A 15,740-nucleotide genomic window follows, 5' to 3' on the forward strand; every position below is an offset into this window, starting at 1 on the left:
GGAAACGGCGGAAGAATCAGAAAATCTGAGCGCGACCGGGGCGTGCTCGAAACCGCCTATGAACGGCGAGCCAGCTCATCGATCATGGTCGAATCCAGCTTTCCCAAGAGGTCGCCCGCGTCCTCGAACACTGCCGAAGCGCCGGCCTCCAGCAACTCCGCTCGCGACGTCCCGCCGCTGAGCAGTCCGATCGATGTGACCTTCGCACGGGCGGCCGCTTCACAATCCCAGACGGCGTCGCCGACGAATACGGCGTTCTCAGCAGTCACCGACGCGCGTTCCAGCGCGACCTCGACGATGTCGGGCTTCGGCTTGGCGGTCTCGACATCCTGCGATGACGTCACCGCGGCGATGACGCCTTCGCAGTCGAGGACCTTTCTCAGCATTGACAATTCGTCCTCAGGCGCCGACGTCGCCAGCACCACCTGCAGACCCCGGTCGGCCACCGCGCGTACCAGGTCTCTGGCGCCGGGCAGCGTGGCGAGCAGGCTCGCGCTCTGCTCGTAGAACTCGCTGTGTCCCTTTTTCAGGCGTTCCATCACGTCCTGGCCGGCATCGCCGGAGAGCGTGCGTACCAGCCTGGTGCCGTCCATGCCGATGCAGCGATGAATCCGCCAACCGTCGACCGGCAGACCTTCAGCGTGGAACGCGCGCAGCCACGCCGCAACGTGCAGATAGTTGGAGTCGACCAGGGTGCCGTCCACGTCGAACAGAACAGCGGGTGCCGAGGGCGACATCAGGTGCCCCGGTCACCGGTCGACGACCGGCGGTGCGTCACGGTACGGGGACCTCGACGCAGCCCACGCCGGGTATGCAACCGCCGCCGCCGTCGGGTCCGCCGCTTCCGGTGGGTCCGCCGGGGATGGCTCCGCCGCCGCCCGCGGGTCCGCCGCTTCCGGTGGGTCCGCCGGGGATGGCTCCGCCGCCGCCGTCAGGTCCGCCGCTTCCGGTGGGTCCGCCGGGGATGGCTCCGCCGCCGCCCTCGGGTCCGCCGCCTCCGGTGGGCCCGCCCGGGATGGCAGCGCCGCCGCCGGGCGCCTCGCCGGGGGCAGTGCTCGTCGGCGCCACCGGTGTCGTGGACGGCGGCGTCGTCGTGGTCGTGGTGGTGGTCTCGCTGGTAGTGGGCGTCGTCGTGGTGGTCGACTCGCCGCTGTCACTGCTGCCGCAGCCGACGGCGAAGGTGAGCAGCGTGGCACCGCCGAACAGGGCGACCGTGGTTCTCACATGCGATTTCATTCAATACCTGACTCTCGGGTGTCCCCGGCAGGTACCCGAGCGGTGCCGACCCAAAACGCGTCACGCAGACAGCAGCAGCGCACCCGCGGTGATCAGCGCGACGACCTTGACCACTTCCAGAGCGACATACCAGAGGTGCGCCCGGGACCGCGGCCCCTCCGCCCCGGCGAGCACCGCATCGGAGCGCCGGCCCAGAGCGGGCCGAACAGCCAGGACCTGGACAAGCAGCGCTGTGGCGGCGGTGGCCGCCGCGGCCACCGCGCCGGGAGAGGGCGGCGACACCACGAACGCGAGGGCGACGACGATCGCCAGCACCCCTTCGCAGAGGTTCAGAGCGCGAAAGACCAACCGGCCGATACCCAGGCCGATCGCCACGGTGACGCCCGGGGCGCGGAACTTCAACGGCGCTTCGACGAACGAGATGGCAAGGACCATTCCCAGCCAGAGGAACAGTGCTGCGGCGGCGACAGCGGAGCCGGGATGCACAGCTGGAGCCTACGGTGGCATCGTTGAGCAGTGGACGTTGATCGTGTCGCCGAACTGCAACGTTGGGAAGACTCCGGAGCGCTGTGGCAGGTGATCGGACGTACCGCCGACACAGTGACGGTGGCGCTGGTCCGCTGTGACGGTGGCGAGGAGATGGGGCGATTCACCAGTGGTGATGCCAAGCTGCTGGCATTCGTCCGCGACCGCGACGGCAGCGGCGACCAGCACCTCTGACCCGGTCAGGCGTCGGCGGTGTGCTTGTCCTTGCGGCCGAACGGGAGCACGTGCACGACCGCGACGACCACGAGCCCGACAACAAGCCCGATGACTGCCGAGGCTGCCGTGTTGATCAGCCAGGCCAACACGCCACCGACCCCGGCGACGTGGTCGACGAAACCCTCGACGTGATGGACGAGCCCGTACGGTGCGTGCCATCCGAGTTCGTCGGTACCGACCAGCAGGATGTGTCCACCGACCCACAGCATCGCCACCGTGCCGACGACCGACAGCGCGGCCAGCAGCTTGGGCATGCCGGCGACCAGACCGCGGCCGACCTTCTGGGCGAACTTCGATGACCGCTGGGTGAGGCTCAGGCCGATGTCGTCCATCTTCACGATGCCGCCGACGACGCCGTACACCACCAGCGTGATCACCACGGCGACCACGAGGAGGATGATCAGGCGCGGCACAAACGACTGATCGGCCACCTCGTTGAGCGCGATCACCATGATCTCGGCCGACAGGATGAAGTCGGTGCGGATGGCGCCGGTGACCATCAGGCGCTCTGCGTCGGGCCCGACGGTGGCGACAGGTGCGCCGTGTCCCTCGTGCCCGCGGAGCTTGCCCCAGACCTTCTCGGCGCCCTCGAAGCAGAGGTAGGTGGCGCCGAGCATGAGGATCGGGGTGAGCAGCCACGGCACGAACTGACTGAGCAGCAACGCGGCGGGCAGGATGAACAGGATCTTGTTGCGCAGCGATCCGATCGCGATGCGCTTGACGATCGGCAGTTCACGTTCAGCGGCAAGGCCGTGGACGTACTGCGGCGTGACGGCGGTGTCGTCGATGACCACCCCGGCCGCTTTCGCGGTCGCCCGCCCGGCCGCTGCGCCGATGTCGTCGACGGAGGCCGCCGCAAGGCGCGCCAGCACCGCGACATCGTCGAGAAGCGCGAACAAGCCTGCGCTCATGGCGTCACCGTGATCGCAGCTGCGGTCATGGACGGAAGGCTACCCTCACGGGGCCCGGGTGGCGCGTGGCGGCAGGTTCCACAGGATCCTGACCGGGACGGCGAACAGCAGTAGGTAACCCTGCCCTTACCTCCTCGGGTAGGCTCGTCGGACAAATGACCGACATCGACGAGGCCCCGACTGTCCTCCCGCGCGAGCTCACTTCGGTACCTGACGACGTTGCGGCGGTGCCGGGGCCGCCCACCCCGCGGATCGGCGAACCGTACGCGCTCCGCCTCGTCGACCCGGCCGCCGACGCGGAGATGGTGTCGGAGTGGATGAATCGCCCGCACCTGGTGGAGGCGTGGGAATACCCCTGGCCGGCGAAGCGGTGGCAGCGCTACCTGCAAGCCCAGATCGACGGTGAGTACTCCCGGCCGTTGATCGGCAGCTTCCGCGGCCAGGATGTGGCTTACATCGAGATCTACCGGGCCGCAAAGGATTCCATTGCCCCGCGCTACCAGGCGGACCCCTACGACCTCGGTCTGCATGCTGCGGTGGCCGACCTCAAGCTGCTCAATCGCGGTCTGATGCCGCTGTTGCTGCCGAAGGTGGTGGCCAGTCTCTTCGAGGTCGAACCCCGTTGTCGCCGAATCATGTTCGACCCCGACCACCGCAACACCGGCGCCCGCAGGGTGTGTGAGTTCGCCGGTTGTACATTCCTCGGCGAGCACGAGATGGCCAACCGCAGGATGGCGCTCTACGCCCTGCCCCGCACCGCGGCCGACGCCCCCGCGGCCCGCTGACCGGGTCGCCGGACGACGGCGCGCGGGCCGGATGCGATCACGCGCGCGCCGCAACCAGGTTCTGTTTGACCTCGAGGCGGCGGAGCTTGCCCGACGACGTGCGGGGCAGCGATCCGGGAGTCAGGAACACCACCTCGGCAGGCACCACGCCGCACTGTGACGCCACCCGCTGGACCACATCGCTTCGCGCTCCGGCCTCGTCGGGGCCACGGAACTCCGCGGCAATGACGAGGCCCTGGCGGGCCGAGTCCCCGTCGGTGCTCACCGCGACCACCGCGCCTTCCCGCACGCCACGCACCTGCGCGGCGACCCGCTCGACCTCACTGGGGAAAAGGTTGCGCCCCGCGACCGTGATGAGCTCCTTGATCCGGCCGCACACCACCAGTCCGGCGTCGGTCAGATAGCCCAGATCACCGGTGGGAAACCAGTCGCCGGGAACCAGCGGATCCTGGCCGAGGTAGCCCGTCGTCATCGACGTACCGCGGATCTCGACCTCGCCGATCTCGGTGCTCCCTGCGCGGGAGGGCTCGGCGTGTCCGGTCGGGGTGATCCGCAATTCCATGCCGGGGATCGGCGTACCGAGCAGGGCGTGTCGTGTGACCGAATCAGTTGCCGGGTCGACGATCTCGTCGAACAGCAAGCCGGTGTGCGGGGTGGGGGCGGTGACGGCGCAGGTCGATTCGGCCAGGCCGTAGGACGGGGCGGCAGCTCGCGGATCGAGCCCGAAGCGGGCCATCTCGGTCAGGAACAGATCGAAGCCCGCACAGTCGATCGGCTCGCCACCGTTGATCGCGTAGCGCAGGTTGCCGAGGTCGACATCGGGTACCCGGCGGGCGTACTTGCCGAGAACCGAGTACGCGAAATTGGGTGCGGCGGTGATGCTTGCGCGACTCTCCGAGAGCCAGCTGAGCCAGCGGAACGGTGAGGCGGCGAAGGCCGCGGTAGGGGCCAGCCACATCTCACCGCCGGCAAGCAGGCCGGTCAGCAGGAATGTCAGGCCCATGTCGTGGTAGAGCGGCAGCCACGTGCACCCCACGTCGTGGCCGGTGCGGACGTCGGCGTGCGCCACCAACCCCCTCACGTTGTTCATCACGGCCTCGGGTGACAGCAGGGCGGTGCGCGGGGTTCCGGTGGATCCTGCGGTGCCCTGGAGGACCGCCGCGGTGCCGTCGGGCGTGGTCTGCTGTTCGAATGTCGACGACCGTCGAGGGTGGCCGGCATCGATGACGTCGTGGATCGTGAGACCTGTTGCGTTGTCACGCAACAGGTTCAGATAATTGTCGAGGCTGAAGACCTGAGTGACGCCGATGTCCGCGAACCGCTCGGCGGTGGCGCGGGCCCACTGCCCGTCGTCCGCGCCACGGACGGGGCCCGGAAGGATCGACAGCGAGCGACCCGCCAGCCACGTCCCCTGAATCGCCGCGATCAACTCCACCGTGGGTTCACCCACCAGGCCGACGGCACCGGCAGGGCCGTCGACGATGCGCTGAGCGATGTTCTCCGCCCGGGCATGGACCTCTTGCCACGGATGGCGGGTCCACTGGGTGCCGGCGCGGTCGAGCAGCACGAGGTCTGTCGTGGCCGTCGTCATGGTCTGCGACATCGCGCTCGCGAGTGCGTTCATCGGCCGGCCGGCGTCTTGGCCAGGATGGCGTCCTCCAGATCGCCCACCGTGTCGCAGGTCAGGAGATCCTCTTCGGAGAGTTTGACGCCGATCTTGTCCTCGATGGCCACCATTCCGATCGCGAACGCCACCGAGTCCAGGCCCACATCGTCGATGAGGCGCGATTCGCGCGTCACCCGGCTGATATCGACTTTGAGGTCATCGCGCAGGATCTCCTCGAGGGCCGCGCTGACGGCTTCCGGGCTAGACGTCTCCATGCGGTGGGAGATTACACCGGGAGGTAAAGGTAGGCTACGCTTACCTCGCTTTGCCGCTCAGTATGCCCAGTCCGCCAATTCGACGCGCGGCCGCGGTGTCCCGGTATCGATCGACACCAACGCCGGCACCATCTCGCTGGTCACCAGGCCGTGCCGGATGGTGACCTCGTCCACGACGTCGAAACTGCGCGCGATGCTGTCCGGGGTGTCGACGATGATGGTCGTGACCGGCACCCGCCGGGTGAGTTGCAGAAGCCGATCGCCGTGCGGTGGCCGACTCCCGTGAAAGCCCCACATTCCCCGCAATGCTGTTGCCCCGCTGGCGTTTTTCGTCTCGCGCAACCGCCGGATCAGCGCGCGGTGCACGGGCACCCCGTCGACGAGGGAGTCCTCGGAGGTGTAGACCATCAGCTTCTGGTGAAGGGGGCGGCCGCGGTCGTCGGCGCCGGGAAGCGTGTCAGGGCGAGCGAGGACGACGCCGTCGCGTTTGCACACCCGGACACGTTCGATCGTCATGAGCGGGCGGCGCAGCAGGCCGTTGAGTTCAGACACCGCATTCCCGACGGGATCGGCGTGGCCGACCGCGATGATCATCATCGGCACATCGACGTTGCGCCCGAAGAAGCGGGCGCGGTAGCGGGTTCCATGGGCGGTGCCGTCCACGCCCAGGAACGCCGAGGCTCCGTCGAGTCCGTGACGGAACAGCAGATCGCAGACGGCGAGGTAGGCCGGTGCGCGCTGCACACGTTCCTGGCGGCCGACGTAGACCGTGAGTTTGACCGCGTCGCTGCCGACGCGGGGCGTGGCGACGCCGTCGATGAGGTGCGCTCGTTCCACCGTGACGAGGCCACGAGGCGTCAGATCCACCACCGCGTCGACCAGTCCCTCGATCTTGGCGCGGGTATCAACAGCCGCAACCGCCACGGGGGGATCCTCGGACAGGCTCAGGGAGCTGTCGGTGCGCAGTTGATGACGCGGACCGAAGCCGGCGGAGCCGCGCAGCATGATGCTGGTGGCCACCTGCTCCCGGCCGTAGAGGGATAGCAGTTGCTCGGCGAGGAAGTGCCCGTCGGTGCGCTGCCGCTCGCCGAAGTAGGCGGTCAACTTCAGGCAGTTGTCGGTCACAGCGCCATCCCGAGCCACATGCCGGTGGCCGCCGCCACCAGACCGAGCGCGACGCTGACAAAGATGTTGGCCGCTGCGAATCTGGCCTGACGTTCCTCGCCGAGTCGCTGGGTCTCCAGCATCCAGGTGGAGAACGTCGTGTACGAGCCGATCAATGCCGTGCCGGCCAGCAGGGCCACATCCGGCGGGAGCGCGAGGCCGGTGAGGAAACCGAGCACGAATGCGCCGCTGAGATTGACCACCAGGGTGCCGAACGGGAACGAGCCCGCGGTGCGACGGGCCACCGTCCGGTCGACGAGAAAGCGCGCCACCGCGCCCACCCCGCCGAGGACCAGGACCCCGCTCCAAACCAGGACGCTCATCGCTTCCCTCTGCTCTTCGCGCAAGCGCTCATCGCTTCCCCACCCGGACCCGTCGCACCAGCATCGTGGCGGTGTACACGGCGATGAGGCCCGCGGTGATGCTGACCGTCGTATAAGCCACCGCCAACCCGTAGTGCCCGTGCTCGATCATCGAGATGGTCTCGACCTGCATCGTCGAGAACGTCGTCAGGCCGCCGCACAACCCCGTGCCGAGCAGCGGCCGGCGGTAGCTGGAGAGAGGCAGTCGCTCCAGCAGTCGGGTGGTGAAGTACCCGAGCAGGAACGCGCCGGCGATATTCACCACGAACGTGGGCCACGGCCACCGCCCGGGATCCGGGGCGGCCAGCGTCTCGAAAGCAGCGCGGGACACCGCTCCCAGCGCCCCGCCGACGAATACCGCGGCGAGTTCCCGCCGGTCGAAGGCCATGCCGGAAAGTATGCACACCCGGGTGGGTTCTTTGCGCGCCGCCGACGTAGCAGAATCAACCCCATGGCTAATCCCCGTGCCGGTCAGTTGGCGCAACCCGAGGACCTCATCGACGTGGCCGCGGTGGTGACGGCGTACTACACCGTTGCTCCCGATCCCGACAACGTCGATCAACAGGTGGTGTTCGGCACCTCGGGGCATCGCGGATCGAGCCTGGACGCAGCCTTCAACGAGGCCCACATCCTGGCCACCACGCAGGCGATCGTCGAGTACCGCCGCGCACAGGGCACCACCGGACCGCTGTTCATCGGCCGCGACACCCATGCGCTCTCCGAGCCGGCGTGGGTCTCGGCGCTGGAGGTGCTGGCGGCCAACGACGTTGTGGCGATGATCGATTCGGCGGACCGATTCACCCCGACGCCGGCGGTCAGCCACGCCATCCTGTCGTTCAACCGGGGCCGCGACACCGACCTCGCCGACGGGATCGTCGTCACGCCGTCGCACAACCCGCCCCGCGACGGCGGCTTCAAGTACAACCCGCCCAACGGTGGGCCGGCCGACAGTGACGCGACCGGCGTCATCGCCGCCCGGGCCAACGAGATCCTGCGCGACGGGCTCAAGGCGGTCAAACGAGTACCGCTGGCCAAGGCGCTGAGCACCGCGCAGCACCACGACTACCTCGACGCCTACGTCGCCGACCTGCCCAACATCATCGACATGCACGCGATCAGCGCGCAGGGCATCCGGATCGGCGCGGACCCACTCGGCGGTGCCAGCGTCGACTACTGGGGTGCCATCGCCGAACGCCACAACCTGGAGTTGACCGTCGTCAACCCACTCGTGGACGCGACGTGGCGCTTCATGACGCTCGACACCGACGGCAAGATCCGGATGGACTGCAGTTCCCCGAACGCCATGGCCAGCCTGATCGGCGGCATCGGGAACTACCAGATCGCCACCGGCAACGACCCCGACTCCGACCGGCACGGGATCGTCACCCCCGACGGCGGTCTGATGAACCCGAACCACTACCTCGCCGTGGCGATCGACTACCTGTACTCCAACCGTCCGGACTGGCCCGCCTCGATCGCGGTCGGCAAGACGGCGGTGAGTTCGTCGATCATCGACCGGGTGGTGGCCGGTCTGGGCCGCAAGCTCGTCGAGGTTCCGGTGGGCTTCAAGTGGTTCGTCGACGGATTGATCGGCGGGACCATCGGTTTCGGCGGCGAGGAGAGCGCCGGGGCATCCTTCCTGCGTCGCGACGGATCGGTGTGGACCACCGACAAGGACGGCATCATTCTTGCGCTGTTGGCCTCGGAGATCCTTGCGGTCACGGGATCGACCCCGTCGCAACGGTATGCGACGCTGGCCGACAAGTACGGTGCGCCGACCTATGCGCGCATCGACGCGCCCGCCAACCGTGAGCAGAAGGCACGTCTGGGCAAGCTGTCGCCCGAGGAGGTCACCGCAACCGAATTGGCCGGTGAGCCGATCACCGCGAAGCTGACGACCGCACCGGGCAACGGTGCCCCGCTGGGTGGACTGAAGGTGACGACGGAGAACGCGTGGTTCGCTGCGCGTCCGTCGGGTACCGAGGACGTGTACAAGATCTACGCCGAATCATTCCGCGGCGCCGAGCATCTCGCGGAGGTGCAGGACGCTGCGCGTGAAGTGGTGAACAAGGTCATTTCGTGAGACTGGTCATCGCTTGAGTGCGCGCCCGGAGGGCGAGTGTCAGGACAAGACCAAACGCCGGCTTCCCCGTGAAGTCTGGGTCCTGGTAGTCGCCAACGTTGTCGTGGCGCTGGGCTACGGAGTGGTGGCGCCGGTGCTGCCGCAGTACGCGCGCCACTTCGGAGTCAGCATCAGCGCCGCGACATTTGTCATCACCGCCTTCGCCGTGATGCGACTGGTGGGGGCGCCGCCGGCGGGCTGGATGGTCCAGCGCCTGGGTGAGCGGAAGGTCTACATCAGCGGACTCGTCATCGTCGCGCTGTCGACCGCGGCGTGCGCGTTCGCCGAAACCTATTGGCAGCTGTTGTTTTTCCGCTCCCTGGGCGGAGTCGGGTCGGCGATGTTCACGGTGTCGTCACTGGGGTTGATGATCCGGATCTCCCCGCCTGATGCCCGTGGACGCGTCGCCGGGCTGTTCTCGTCGGGTTTCATGTTCGGTTCGGTGGGAGGGCCGATCCTGGGGAGCCTGACCGTCGGGTTCGGCCTGTCGGCACCGTTCCTGATCTACGGCGCGGCGTTGTTGGTCGCCGCGACCGTCGTTTTTGTCAGCCTGCGCAATTCCGCGGTCGTCGCCCAGGCCGACGAGGAGGTGACGCCGCCGGTGCCCTTCCGGACGGTGTTCCGGCACCGGGCGTATCGGGCGGCGCTGTTCTCCAACTTCGCGACAGGGTGGGCGTCGTTCGGTCTGCGAATAGCGTTGGTACCGCTGTTCGTCGTGGAGGTGCTCGGCGGCGGACCGGGCGCGGCCGGTCTCGCGTTGACCGCCTTCGCGGTCGGAAACATCTCGGTCGTCATCCCCAGTGGATATCTGTCGGACCGCCTGGGGCGCCGCAAGCTGCTGATCTTCGGCCTGGCGCTGGCCTCGGTGTCGACCGCGCTGGTGGGCTTCACCACCTCGCTGCCGGTGTTCCTGGCCGCGGCCGTCATCGCCGGTGCGGCGACCGGCATCTTCATCTCACCGCAGCAGGCCGCCGTCGCCGACGTGCTGGGCAACAAGTCGCGGGGCGGGTCGGCGGTCGCCACCTTCCAGATGATGGCGGACTTCGGCTCGATCGGCGGATCGCTGCTCGTGGGCCTCATTGCCCAGTACACGTCGTTCGGGTGGGCGTTCCTGATCAGCGGACTGATCCTCGGCATCGCGGCGGTGGGGTGGATCTTCGCCCCCGAAACCAGGCCACGGACCGACACCGAGCACACGCAGGCCCGTCCGCTGGGACCGGAAGCCGGCGGGGAAGTGCCGTGACCTGCGATTTTGAACGGCCCCCGCGGGTGGTGTAACTTCGATGAGCACAACATCTAGGGGCTATGGCGCAGTTGGTAGCGCACCACACTGGCAGTGTGGGGGTCAGGGGTTCGAATCCCCTTAGCTCCACCACGAAACGCACGCCGCATTCGACGAAAGCCATCATGTCTGAGGATCAGGTCACCGACGTTCCACCGAACCACCTCTCCATCGATCCGAGCAGCCCTTTCTACAGCGAAGAGGTGCTCCGCCGCGATGTGGGTATCCGCTTCAACGGCGCCGAGAAGACCAATGTTCTCGAATACGACGTGGCCGAAGGCTGGGTGCGTGTTGAGGTTCCCACCGCCAAGGATCGTCGCGGAAACCCGATGGTCGTCAAGCTCAGCGGCACGGTTGAACCTTATTTCCGTCCAGCGAAATAGCGCGTGACGACCGAACGTCGGCGCAGGGGTTATGCCCGTCGGTAGCTCCACTCTCGACAATCCGCTTCGGCCATAGGTCGGAGCGGCTTTTTGTTCGCTGTGGTGGGCGCTAGAGGGGCGATTTGTGCTGATGATTTGTCCTGATTCTGTCCGACCCACACGCAACTAGAGGTCAGGCCCCCACCGCGACGATCTTGCATTCAGCGCAGCACGCCGTCGGCCTTACCTGGCGGATAGGAAACCCTGGCTTTTTGGCGTCGTGTTCTGGCTTCCCGGCGATTCCGCAGCCGCTTGCGGCGCACGACTATTGCTGCAGCGGGAAAAACCGGAGACGGCCGAAAGCTCGGCAGACCACATACAGACCCGCAGTGAACGGCCGAACGACCAACACGCGCCCGACCCAGGGCAGCGACAACCTCACAGGAGCAATCATGAACACCACTTCGAAGAACAGTGTGGGCTGGCAAGGCCGCACCGCGGCCGCCATCTTGGTGGCTGCGGGTACGGCCGCCGTCGGCCTACTCACGCCCGCATCGGCGCAGGCTGCCGATCAGTACATCGCGTTGGCGCTCGGATATGTCAACGAGAATCCGCCCGTCACGATGGCAGGCGGTTCGTCGATCGGGGGCAACCAGGACCAGGCTGCCCAGGGGGCGCTGACGAACTGTTCCAACAACGGTGCCGGTCACTGCGTCACCGTGGTCATCGCCACAAACCAGTGCGCGGCGGCCGCCTCCAATGACTACGGCGAAAGGGAAGGGGCAACAGGCTCGACGATTGCCGCCGCCTCGAGTAGCGCCTTGGCCAAGCTGCAGAACCAGACGGGTGCGAAGGTGATCGTGTCGGGGTGCTCGAATGGCAACACTCCACCGCCTCCGAACGATCCGCCGCCGCCCCCGCCGGCGCCGAAGCTGGGTCCGACGGTGTCGTTCGACACGGTTCTGGGTGGCCTGGTCGCTCACATCACAGATCGCAGTGGGGTGTCGTCGCAGTGCACGTACACGGCTGACAACTTCAACCGTGCATTCGCCTTACCCGCGAACTCCCAGTACGCCCTGCGGATCGTCCCGGCGGTGCCGCGGTTCAAGAACTGGAATGTCACCATCGCCTGCGACAACGGAACCAGCACGGCGACAACGACATACTTCTGAGCCCGACGATTCTGATAGCCGAAACCGCTCGGACCGTGACCCTACGGTCCGGGCGGTTTCCGGCTCGTCGCGGTGGCGGATCAGGCTGCGCTGGGATCGGGTTGACCATGATCGAACCCGGGTTGCTGAGCAGATGCACAGCATTCCGCTGACGTAGCCGCCGACCTCCGGTAGCTTGCGCTGCATGCCCTTGGAGCTGGCCTCGTTCTTCCGGACGACTCTGCCGCTCGATCTCAGCGGGCTGGACGCCCTCGATCAGGGCCGCTACCACTCCCTGTGGATGCCCGATCACCTCGTCAGCTTCTGGCCGGACTCGATCTGGACGCCGGAGTTCACCGACCTCGCGGAGGTGTCGCCGTCGCCGCACCGCTACTTGGACGCTCTCACCCTCGCCGGCGCGGTCGCGGCTCGCACCACGCGCACGCGGCTCGCCACGAGCGTTCTCGACACCGTCCGTCGCCACCCGGTGATGCTGGCGCAGTCGGCACTGACCCTGAGCCATCTCTCCGACGGCCGCTTCATCCTCGGACTCGGTGCCGGCGAGCGCGAGAATCTGGCTCCGTACGGCTTCGACCACGAGGGCACGGTGAGTCGGTTCGGTGAGGCGCTGCGACTGATCCGGTTGTTCTGGACCACCGATGGGCCGATCGACTTCGCCGGGCGGTTCTTCACGCTGGAGCACGCCCGGCTGGACGCCGAGCTTCACACCACCGGCCCGCCACCGATCTGGATCGGGGCCAACGGCCCCCGCATGCTGCGGCTGGTCGGTGAACTCGGAGACGGCTGGTGGCCGACGGGTAGTGCCGGGCCAGAGACTTACGCCACTCAGCTGGCGGCTATCCGGGAGTCGGCCGAACAGTCCGGCCGCGACCCGCAGGCGATCACACCGGCGAAGATGGTGGTCTGCCTCATCGGCGAGCCCGACGAACTGCGCGAGATCATGCATGCTCCGCTGGTGAAATCGCTGGTGTTGCAACTGACGGCCGACGCTCTGGCAGCCACCGGTCACCGTCATCCGATGGGGGAGCAGTGGCGCGGCATCCAGGACATCGACCCGCGGGTGCTGAGCCGGGACAGACTGCTCCGGCTCTTCGAGCAGGTCGACCCGGCCGCGATCCTGTCTGTGGTTACGCACGGCACACCGAAACAGGTCGCCGCGCAGATCGCCGAATTCGGCGAGGCGGGTGCCCGGATCGTGTCGGTGCTCGACTACGGCGGAATGGCCGGGCAGGCCTACGCCGCCGACTCGGCACACAAAGTTCGTGAGGTCGAGGACGCACTGCTGCAGTTCACAGGAAGCACGCCATGACAATCCTGGACGGGAACGTCCTCATCGCGGACGCGCAGGAGTCGACGGGGCTCACTGACTTCGGTGATGACACCCTGCCCGCGCGCGTGGCACTGGTCGTCGACCGCCTCAACGGCGCCGAACTGGACGAAACAGGTTCGCGGGCAGCCGCACACACGATCTCCGGACTGCTGACGAGTCGCCTGCGCTTCATGACCGATCACGCACGCCTGCCGCTGGCATCAGAACGGATCACGGCACCGCTGTTCGCCACCGGTGAGCCGCGGTCGGGAACGACGCTGCTGCATGCTCTGCTCGCCGAGGACGAGGAATCGCGAGCGCTGCGCTTTTGGGAGGTCATGTATCCCTCGCCGCCACCCGGCCCGGCCGCGGGGGACGACCCGCGCCGGGGACGGGCCGATGCCGACTGGCGGGAGATCCTCGACCGCATCCCACCGTGGATCGTCAGCCACCCCTACAACGATCTGCTCGGTGCTGGGCTGCCCGAGTGTGAACGCACGTGGGCCTTCGACTTCCGCGCGACGAATCCGAGCGCCTGGTGGCGGGTTCCGATGACCATCCAGAACTTTCCGCAGAACCCTCACGCGCAGTACGCCCTGCACCGCATGATGCTGCAGCACATCCAATACGCTCGCCCGCCGAAGCGGTGGGTGCTCAAAGGGTTTCACGGCCGACGCCTGCGGGCGCTCTTCGACACCTATCCCGACGCCCGGATCGTCTGGGTACACCGCGACCCCGTGCAGGTGCTCGCCTCGCAGATCGTGGCGTTCGGGCAGATCAACGAGAGCCTTGCCGGAACGCTGGATTGGACTCGGTACGCCGAAGACACGATCGCGGGGTCGCGGGCCAACTTCCACGCCTACCTGACCGACCCACTCGTGGACGACCCGCGCATCCATCACGTCCGCTACCGTGACTTCGTCGCGGACCCGGTCGCCACGATCGGCGGGTTCTACGACTTCGCCGGACTTCCGTTCATGGCCGAAGCCGAGAAGGCGATGCGCGATTACCTCGTCACCAACCGTAGCGATAGGTACGGCAAGTTCACCTACTCCACCGACATACTGCCGGTTCCAGTGCAGCAGCTGCACAACGAATTCGCCGCCTATCGCGAGCGATTCGGCATCGACATCGAAACGAGGCGCTGATGGCGTTCGGTGACAGCGCAGACGACGAGGCGCTGCGCGGGGCATGGCACCAGTTCTGCGAAAGACTCAAGGCAGCGGGCGATCTCGCCTTCAAGGACACCTCGCCGGCGGATGCCCTGCAGCGCGCCGACGCGTTCCGCTACCTGACGCAGAATCTCGGGCAGGCCTACGACCTGGCTCTGGAGACCAAGGACACCCGCTATCCGGTGATCCACCCGTTCTGCGGGCCGAGCCGTAAGCTCGGCGGTGACAACGCCGACTTCGTTTATCTGCAGGCGTGGATCGACGGCGCCTCGACGTACCGGATCGCGGGCGACCGCGGCACAGCGCGGTTCCTCAACTTCACCGTCCAAGGTCCGCGACCCGAGAAGGACGTGTACTACGGCGCCGATCACCCCAACCTGCACGAACCCTTCGGCGATACCCCCGAGGCGAACATCACCGGCGACGACCTGGTTACCGAGCCCGACGGCAGCTTCGTCCTCTACGTCGGTGGCGCACGGCGGGGACCGAATTGGCTGCCCACCACTGCGGGCTCACGAAAACTGTTCATGCGGCAGGGTTTCGACTCCTGGGGCGAGCGCTCGGCGCAGTTCAGCATCGAGCGCATCGACATGGACGAGCCGCGTCCCGTGCCGACACCGCAGGATCTGATCGCCTCGATGCAGTGGGCCGGCGACTTCCTCACCGGGGTGATGACGGACTGGCCGGATCGCGAACTGCAGATCGGCTCGTTGTACGGCGAACCCGAGCCCAACGTGTTTCCGGGTGCGCGCTTCACCGGCACGGCGGAACAACGCGATGCCCGCCGCGGCCGGCTCATCGTCACGATGCCGTGGCGTCTCGGTCCCGATGACGCGCTGATCTTCGAGTTCGCCGACGGCGGGGAGTTCTGGATGCTGACCAATATGGGCGCGTTCTGGAACAGCATGGATTACCTGTACCGCCCGGTGAGCTACACACCGAGCAGATCGGCGATCGACTCCGATGGCCGTGTGCGAATGGTGATGGCGCACAACGACCCCGGTGTGTACAACTGGATCGACACGCAACGCTTCAGCGAGGGCTACCTGACGATGCGCGTCATCGGCAGTCGACAGCTGCCCGAGGTCAGCACCACCGTCGTCAGCGCAGCCGAGCTGGACACCGTCCTGCCTGCCGCCACCCGGCACGTCACCCCCGAGGAGCGAGCCGCGCAACTGCACACACGCTTCGACGCCATCCGCCGCAGGTACAGGATCTGA

18 protein-coding genes and 1 tRNA gene are annotated in these 15,740 nt (G+C 67.3%); 10 read left to right on the forward strand and 9 right to left on the reverse strand.

What is annotated here, in order from left to right; translation table 11 throughout:
- Positions 1-56 precede the first annotated feature (56 nt).
- From ABDC78_RS09480 to ABDC78_RS09490, 3 genes are read right to left on the reverse strand one after another with little or no spacing between them, the layout of a single operon-like run.
- Positions 57-737: an HAD family hydrolase gene (locus ABDC78_RS09480; protein WP_178361985.1), complete on the reverse strand. Its 681-nt coding sequence runs from the start codon at positions 735-737 to the stop codon at positions 57-59.
- A gap of 37 nt (positions 738-774) precedes the next feature.
- Positions 775-1,236, reverse strand: a complete 462-nt coding sequence (locus tag ABDC78_RS09485) for a hypothetical protein (protein ID WP_178361986.1) — start codon at positions 1,234-1,236, stop codon at positions 775-777.
- A gap of 60 nt (positions 1,237-1,296) precedes the next feature.
- A complete protein-coding gene (locus tag ABDC78_RS09490) occupies positions 1,297-1,722 on the reverse strand; it encodes a hypothetical protein (RefSeq protein ID WP_178361987.1) in 426 nt (141 codons plus the stop codon).
- A gap of 30 nt (positions 1,723-1,752) precedes the next feature.
- On the opposite strand from ABDC78_RS09490, the gene ABDC78_RS09495 reads away from it, so the two are divergent.
- On the forward strand, positions 1,753-1,956 hold the full coding sequence (locus ABDC78_RS09495) for a hypothetical protein (protein ID WP_178361988.1): 204 nt from the start codon (positions 1,753-1,755) through the stop codon (positions 1,954-1,956).
- A gap of 5 nt (positions 1,957-1,961) precedes the next feature.
- On the opposite strand, the gene ABDC78_RS09500 is transcribed toward ABDC78_RS09495, so the two are convergent.
- A complete protein-coding gene (locus tag ABDC78_RS09500) occupies positions 1,962-2,909 on the reverse strand; it encodes a DUF808 domain-containing protein (protein WP_178361989.1) in 948 nt (315 codons plus the stop codon).
- A gap of 155 nt (positions 2,910-3,064) precedes the next feature.
- Here ABDC78_RS09500 and ABDC78_RS09505 point away from each other — a divergent pair, with 155 nt between their 5' ends.
- Positions 3,065-3,694 (forward strand): GNAT family N-acetyltransferase, encoded by a 630-nt coding sequence (locus tag ABDC78_RS09505; RefSeq protein WP_178361990.1) that lies wholly within the window; start codon positions 3,065-3,067, stop codon positions 3,692-3,694.
- Between the two features lie 37 nt (positions 3,695-3,731).
- Here ABDC78_RS09505 and mbtM read toward each other — a convergent pair whose 3' ends face one another.
- From mbtM to crcB (ABDC78_RS09530), 5 genes are read right to left on the reverse strand one after another with little or no spacing between them, the layout of a single operon-like run.
- The gene (gene mbtM, locus ABDC78_RS09510) at positions 3,732-5,318 is read right to left on the reverse strand and encodes a long-chain-fatty acid--ACP ligase MbtM (RefSeq protein ID WP_178361991.1); all 1,587 of its coding nucleotides are present in this window, start codon (positions 5,316-5,318) and stop codon (positions 3,732-3,734) included.
- Complete coding sequence (locus ABDC78_RS09515) at positions 5,315-5,575, reverse strand: acyl carrier protein (protein ID WP_178361992.1); 261 nt, start codon at positions 5,573-5,575, stop codon at positions 5,315-5,317. Before ABDC78_RS09515 ends, mbtM begins: the two co-directional genes overlap by 4 nt.
- A 57-nt stretch (positions 5,576-5,632) precedes the next feature.
- Entirely contained in the window at positions 5,633-6,700 is a 1,068-nt protein-coding gene (locus tag ABDC78_RS09520) for a DUF190 domain-containing protein (protein ID WP_178361993.1), read from the reverse strand.
- Positions 6,697-7,062, reverse strand: coding sequence for a fluoride efflux transporter CrcB (gene crcB / locus ABDC78_RS09525; protein WP_178361994.1), 366 nt, complete (start codon positions 7,060-7,062; stop codon positions 6,697-6,699). The genes ABDC78_RS09520 and crcB (ABDC78_RS09525) overlap by 4 nt, the downstream gene beginning before the upstream one ends.
- 28 nt (positions 7,063-7,090) lie before the next feature.
- Positions 7,091-7,489, reverse strand: a complete 399-nt coding sequence (crcB, locus tag ABDC78_RS09530) for a fluoride efflux transporter CrcB (RefSeq protein ID WP_178361995.1) — start codon at positions 7,487-7,489, stop codon at positions 7,091-7,093.
- Between the two features lie 63 nt (positions 7,490-7,552).
- Here crcB (ABDC78_RS09530) and pgm point away from each other — a divergent pair, with 63 nt between their 5' ends.
- The 8 genes from pgm to ABDC78_RS09570 all read left to right on the forward strand — a co-directional run bounded on the left by pgm (position 7,553) and on the right by ABDC78_RS09570 (position 15,740).
- Positions 7,553-9,184, forward strand: a complete 1,632-nt coding sequence (pgm, locus tag ABDC78_RS09535; RefSeq protein WP_178361996.1) for a phosphoglucomutase (alpha-D-glucose-1,6-bisphosphate-dependent) — start codon at positions 7,553-7,555, stop codon at positions 9,182-9,184.
- A 13-nt stretch (positions 9,185-9,197) separates the two neighbouring features.
- Complete coding sequence (locus ABDC78_RS09540) at positions 9,198-10,466, forward strand: MFS transporter (protein WP_178361997.1); 1,269 nt, start codon at positions 9,198-9,200, stop codon at positions 10,464-10,466.
- Positions 10,467-10,522: 56 nt separating this feature from the next.
- Positions 10,523-10,598, forward strand: a tRNA-Ala gene (locus tag ABDC78_RS09545).
- Positions 10,599-10,630: 32 nt separating this feature from the next.
- Positions 10,631-10,888 (forward strand): DUF3297 family protein, encoded by a 258-nt coding sequence (locus tag ABDC78_RS09550; protein WP_178361998.1) that lies wholly within the window; start codon positions 10,631-10,633, stop codon positions 10,886-10,888.
- 431 nt (positions 10,889-11,319) lie between these two features.
- Positions 11,320-12,039: a DUF4189 domain-containing protein gene (locus ABDC78_RS09555; RefSeq protein WP_178361999.1), complete on the forward strand. Its 720-nt coding sequence runs from the start codon at positions 11,320-11,322 to the stop codon at positions 12,037-12,039.
- 184 nt (positions 12,040-12,223) lie between these two features.
- A complete protein-coding gene (locus tag ABDC78_RS09560; RefSeq protein ID WP_178362000.1) occupies positions 12,224-13,348 on the forward strand; it encodes an LLM class flavin-dependent oxidoreductase in 1,125 nt (374 codons plus the stop codon).
- On the forward strand, positions 13,345-14,496 hold the full coding sequence (locus tag ABDC78_RS09565; protein WP_178362001.1) for a sulfotransferase: 1,152 nt from the start codon (positions 13,345-13,347) through the stop codon (positions 14,494-14,496). The genes ABDC78_RS09560 and ABDC78_RS09565 overlap by 4 nt, the downstream gene beginning before the upstream one ends.
- A complete protein-coding gene (locus ABDC78_RS09570) occupies positions 14,496-15,740 on the forward strand; it encodes a DUF1214 domain-containing protein (RefSeq protein WP_178362002.1) in 1,245 nt (414 codons plus the stop codon). The genes ABDC78_RS09565 and ABDC78_RS09570 overlap by 1 nt, the downstream gene beginning before the upstream one ends.

Origin of the sequence: Mycobacterium sp. DL (assembly GCF_039729195.1) — a bacterium.
GTDB classification, from domain to species: Bacteria; Actinomycetota; Actinomycetes; order Mycobacteriales; family Mycobacteriaceae; genus Mycobacterium; species Mycobacterium hippocampi_A.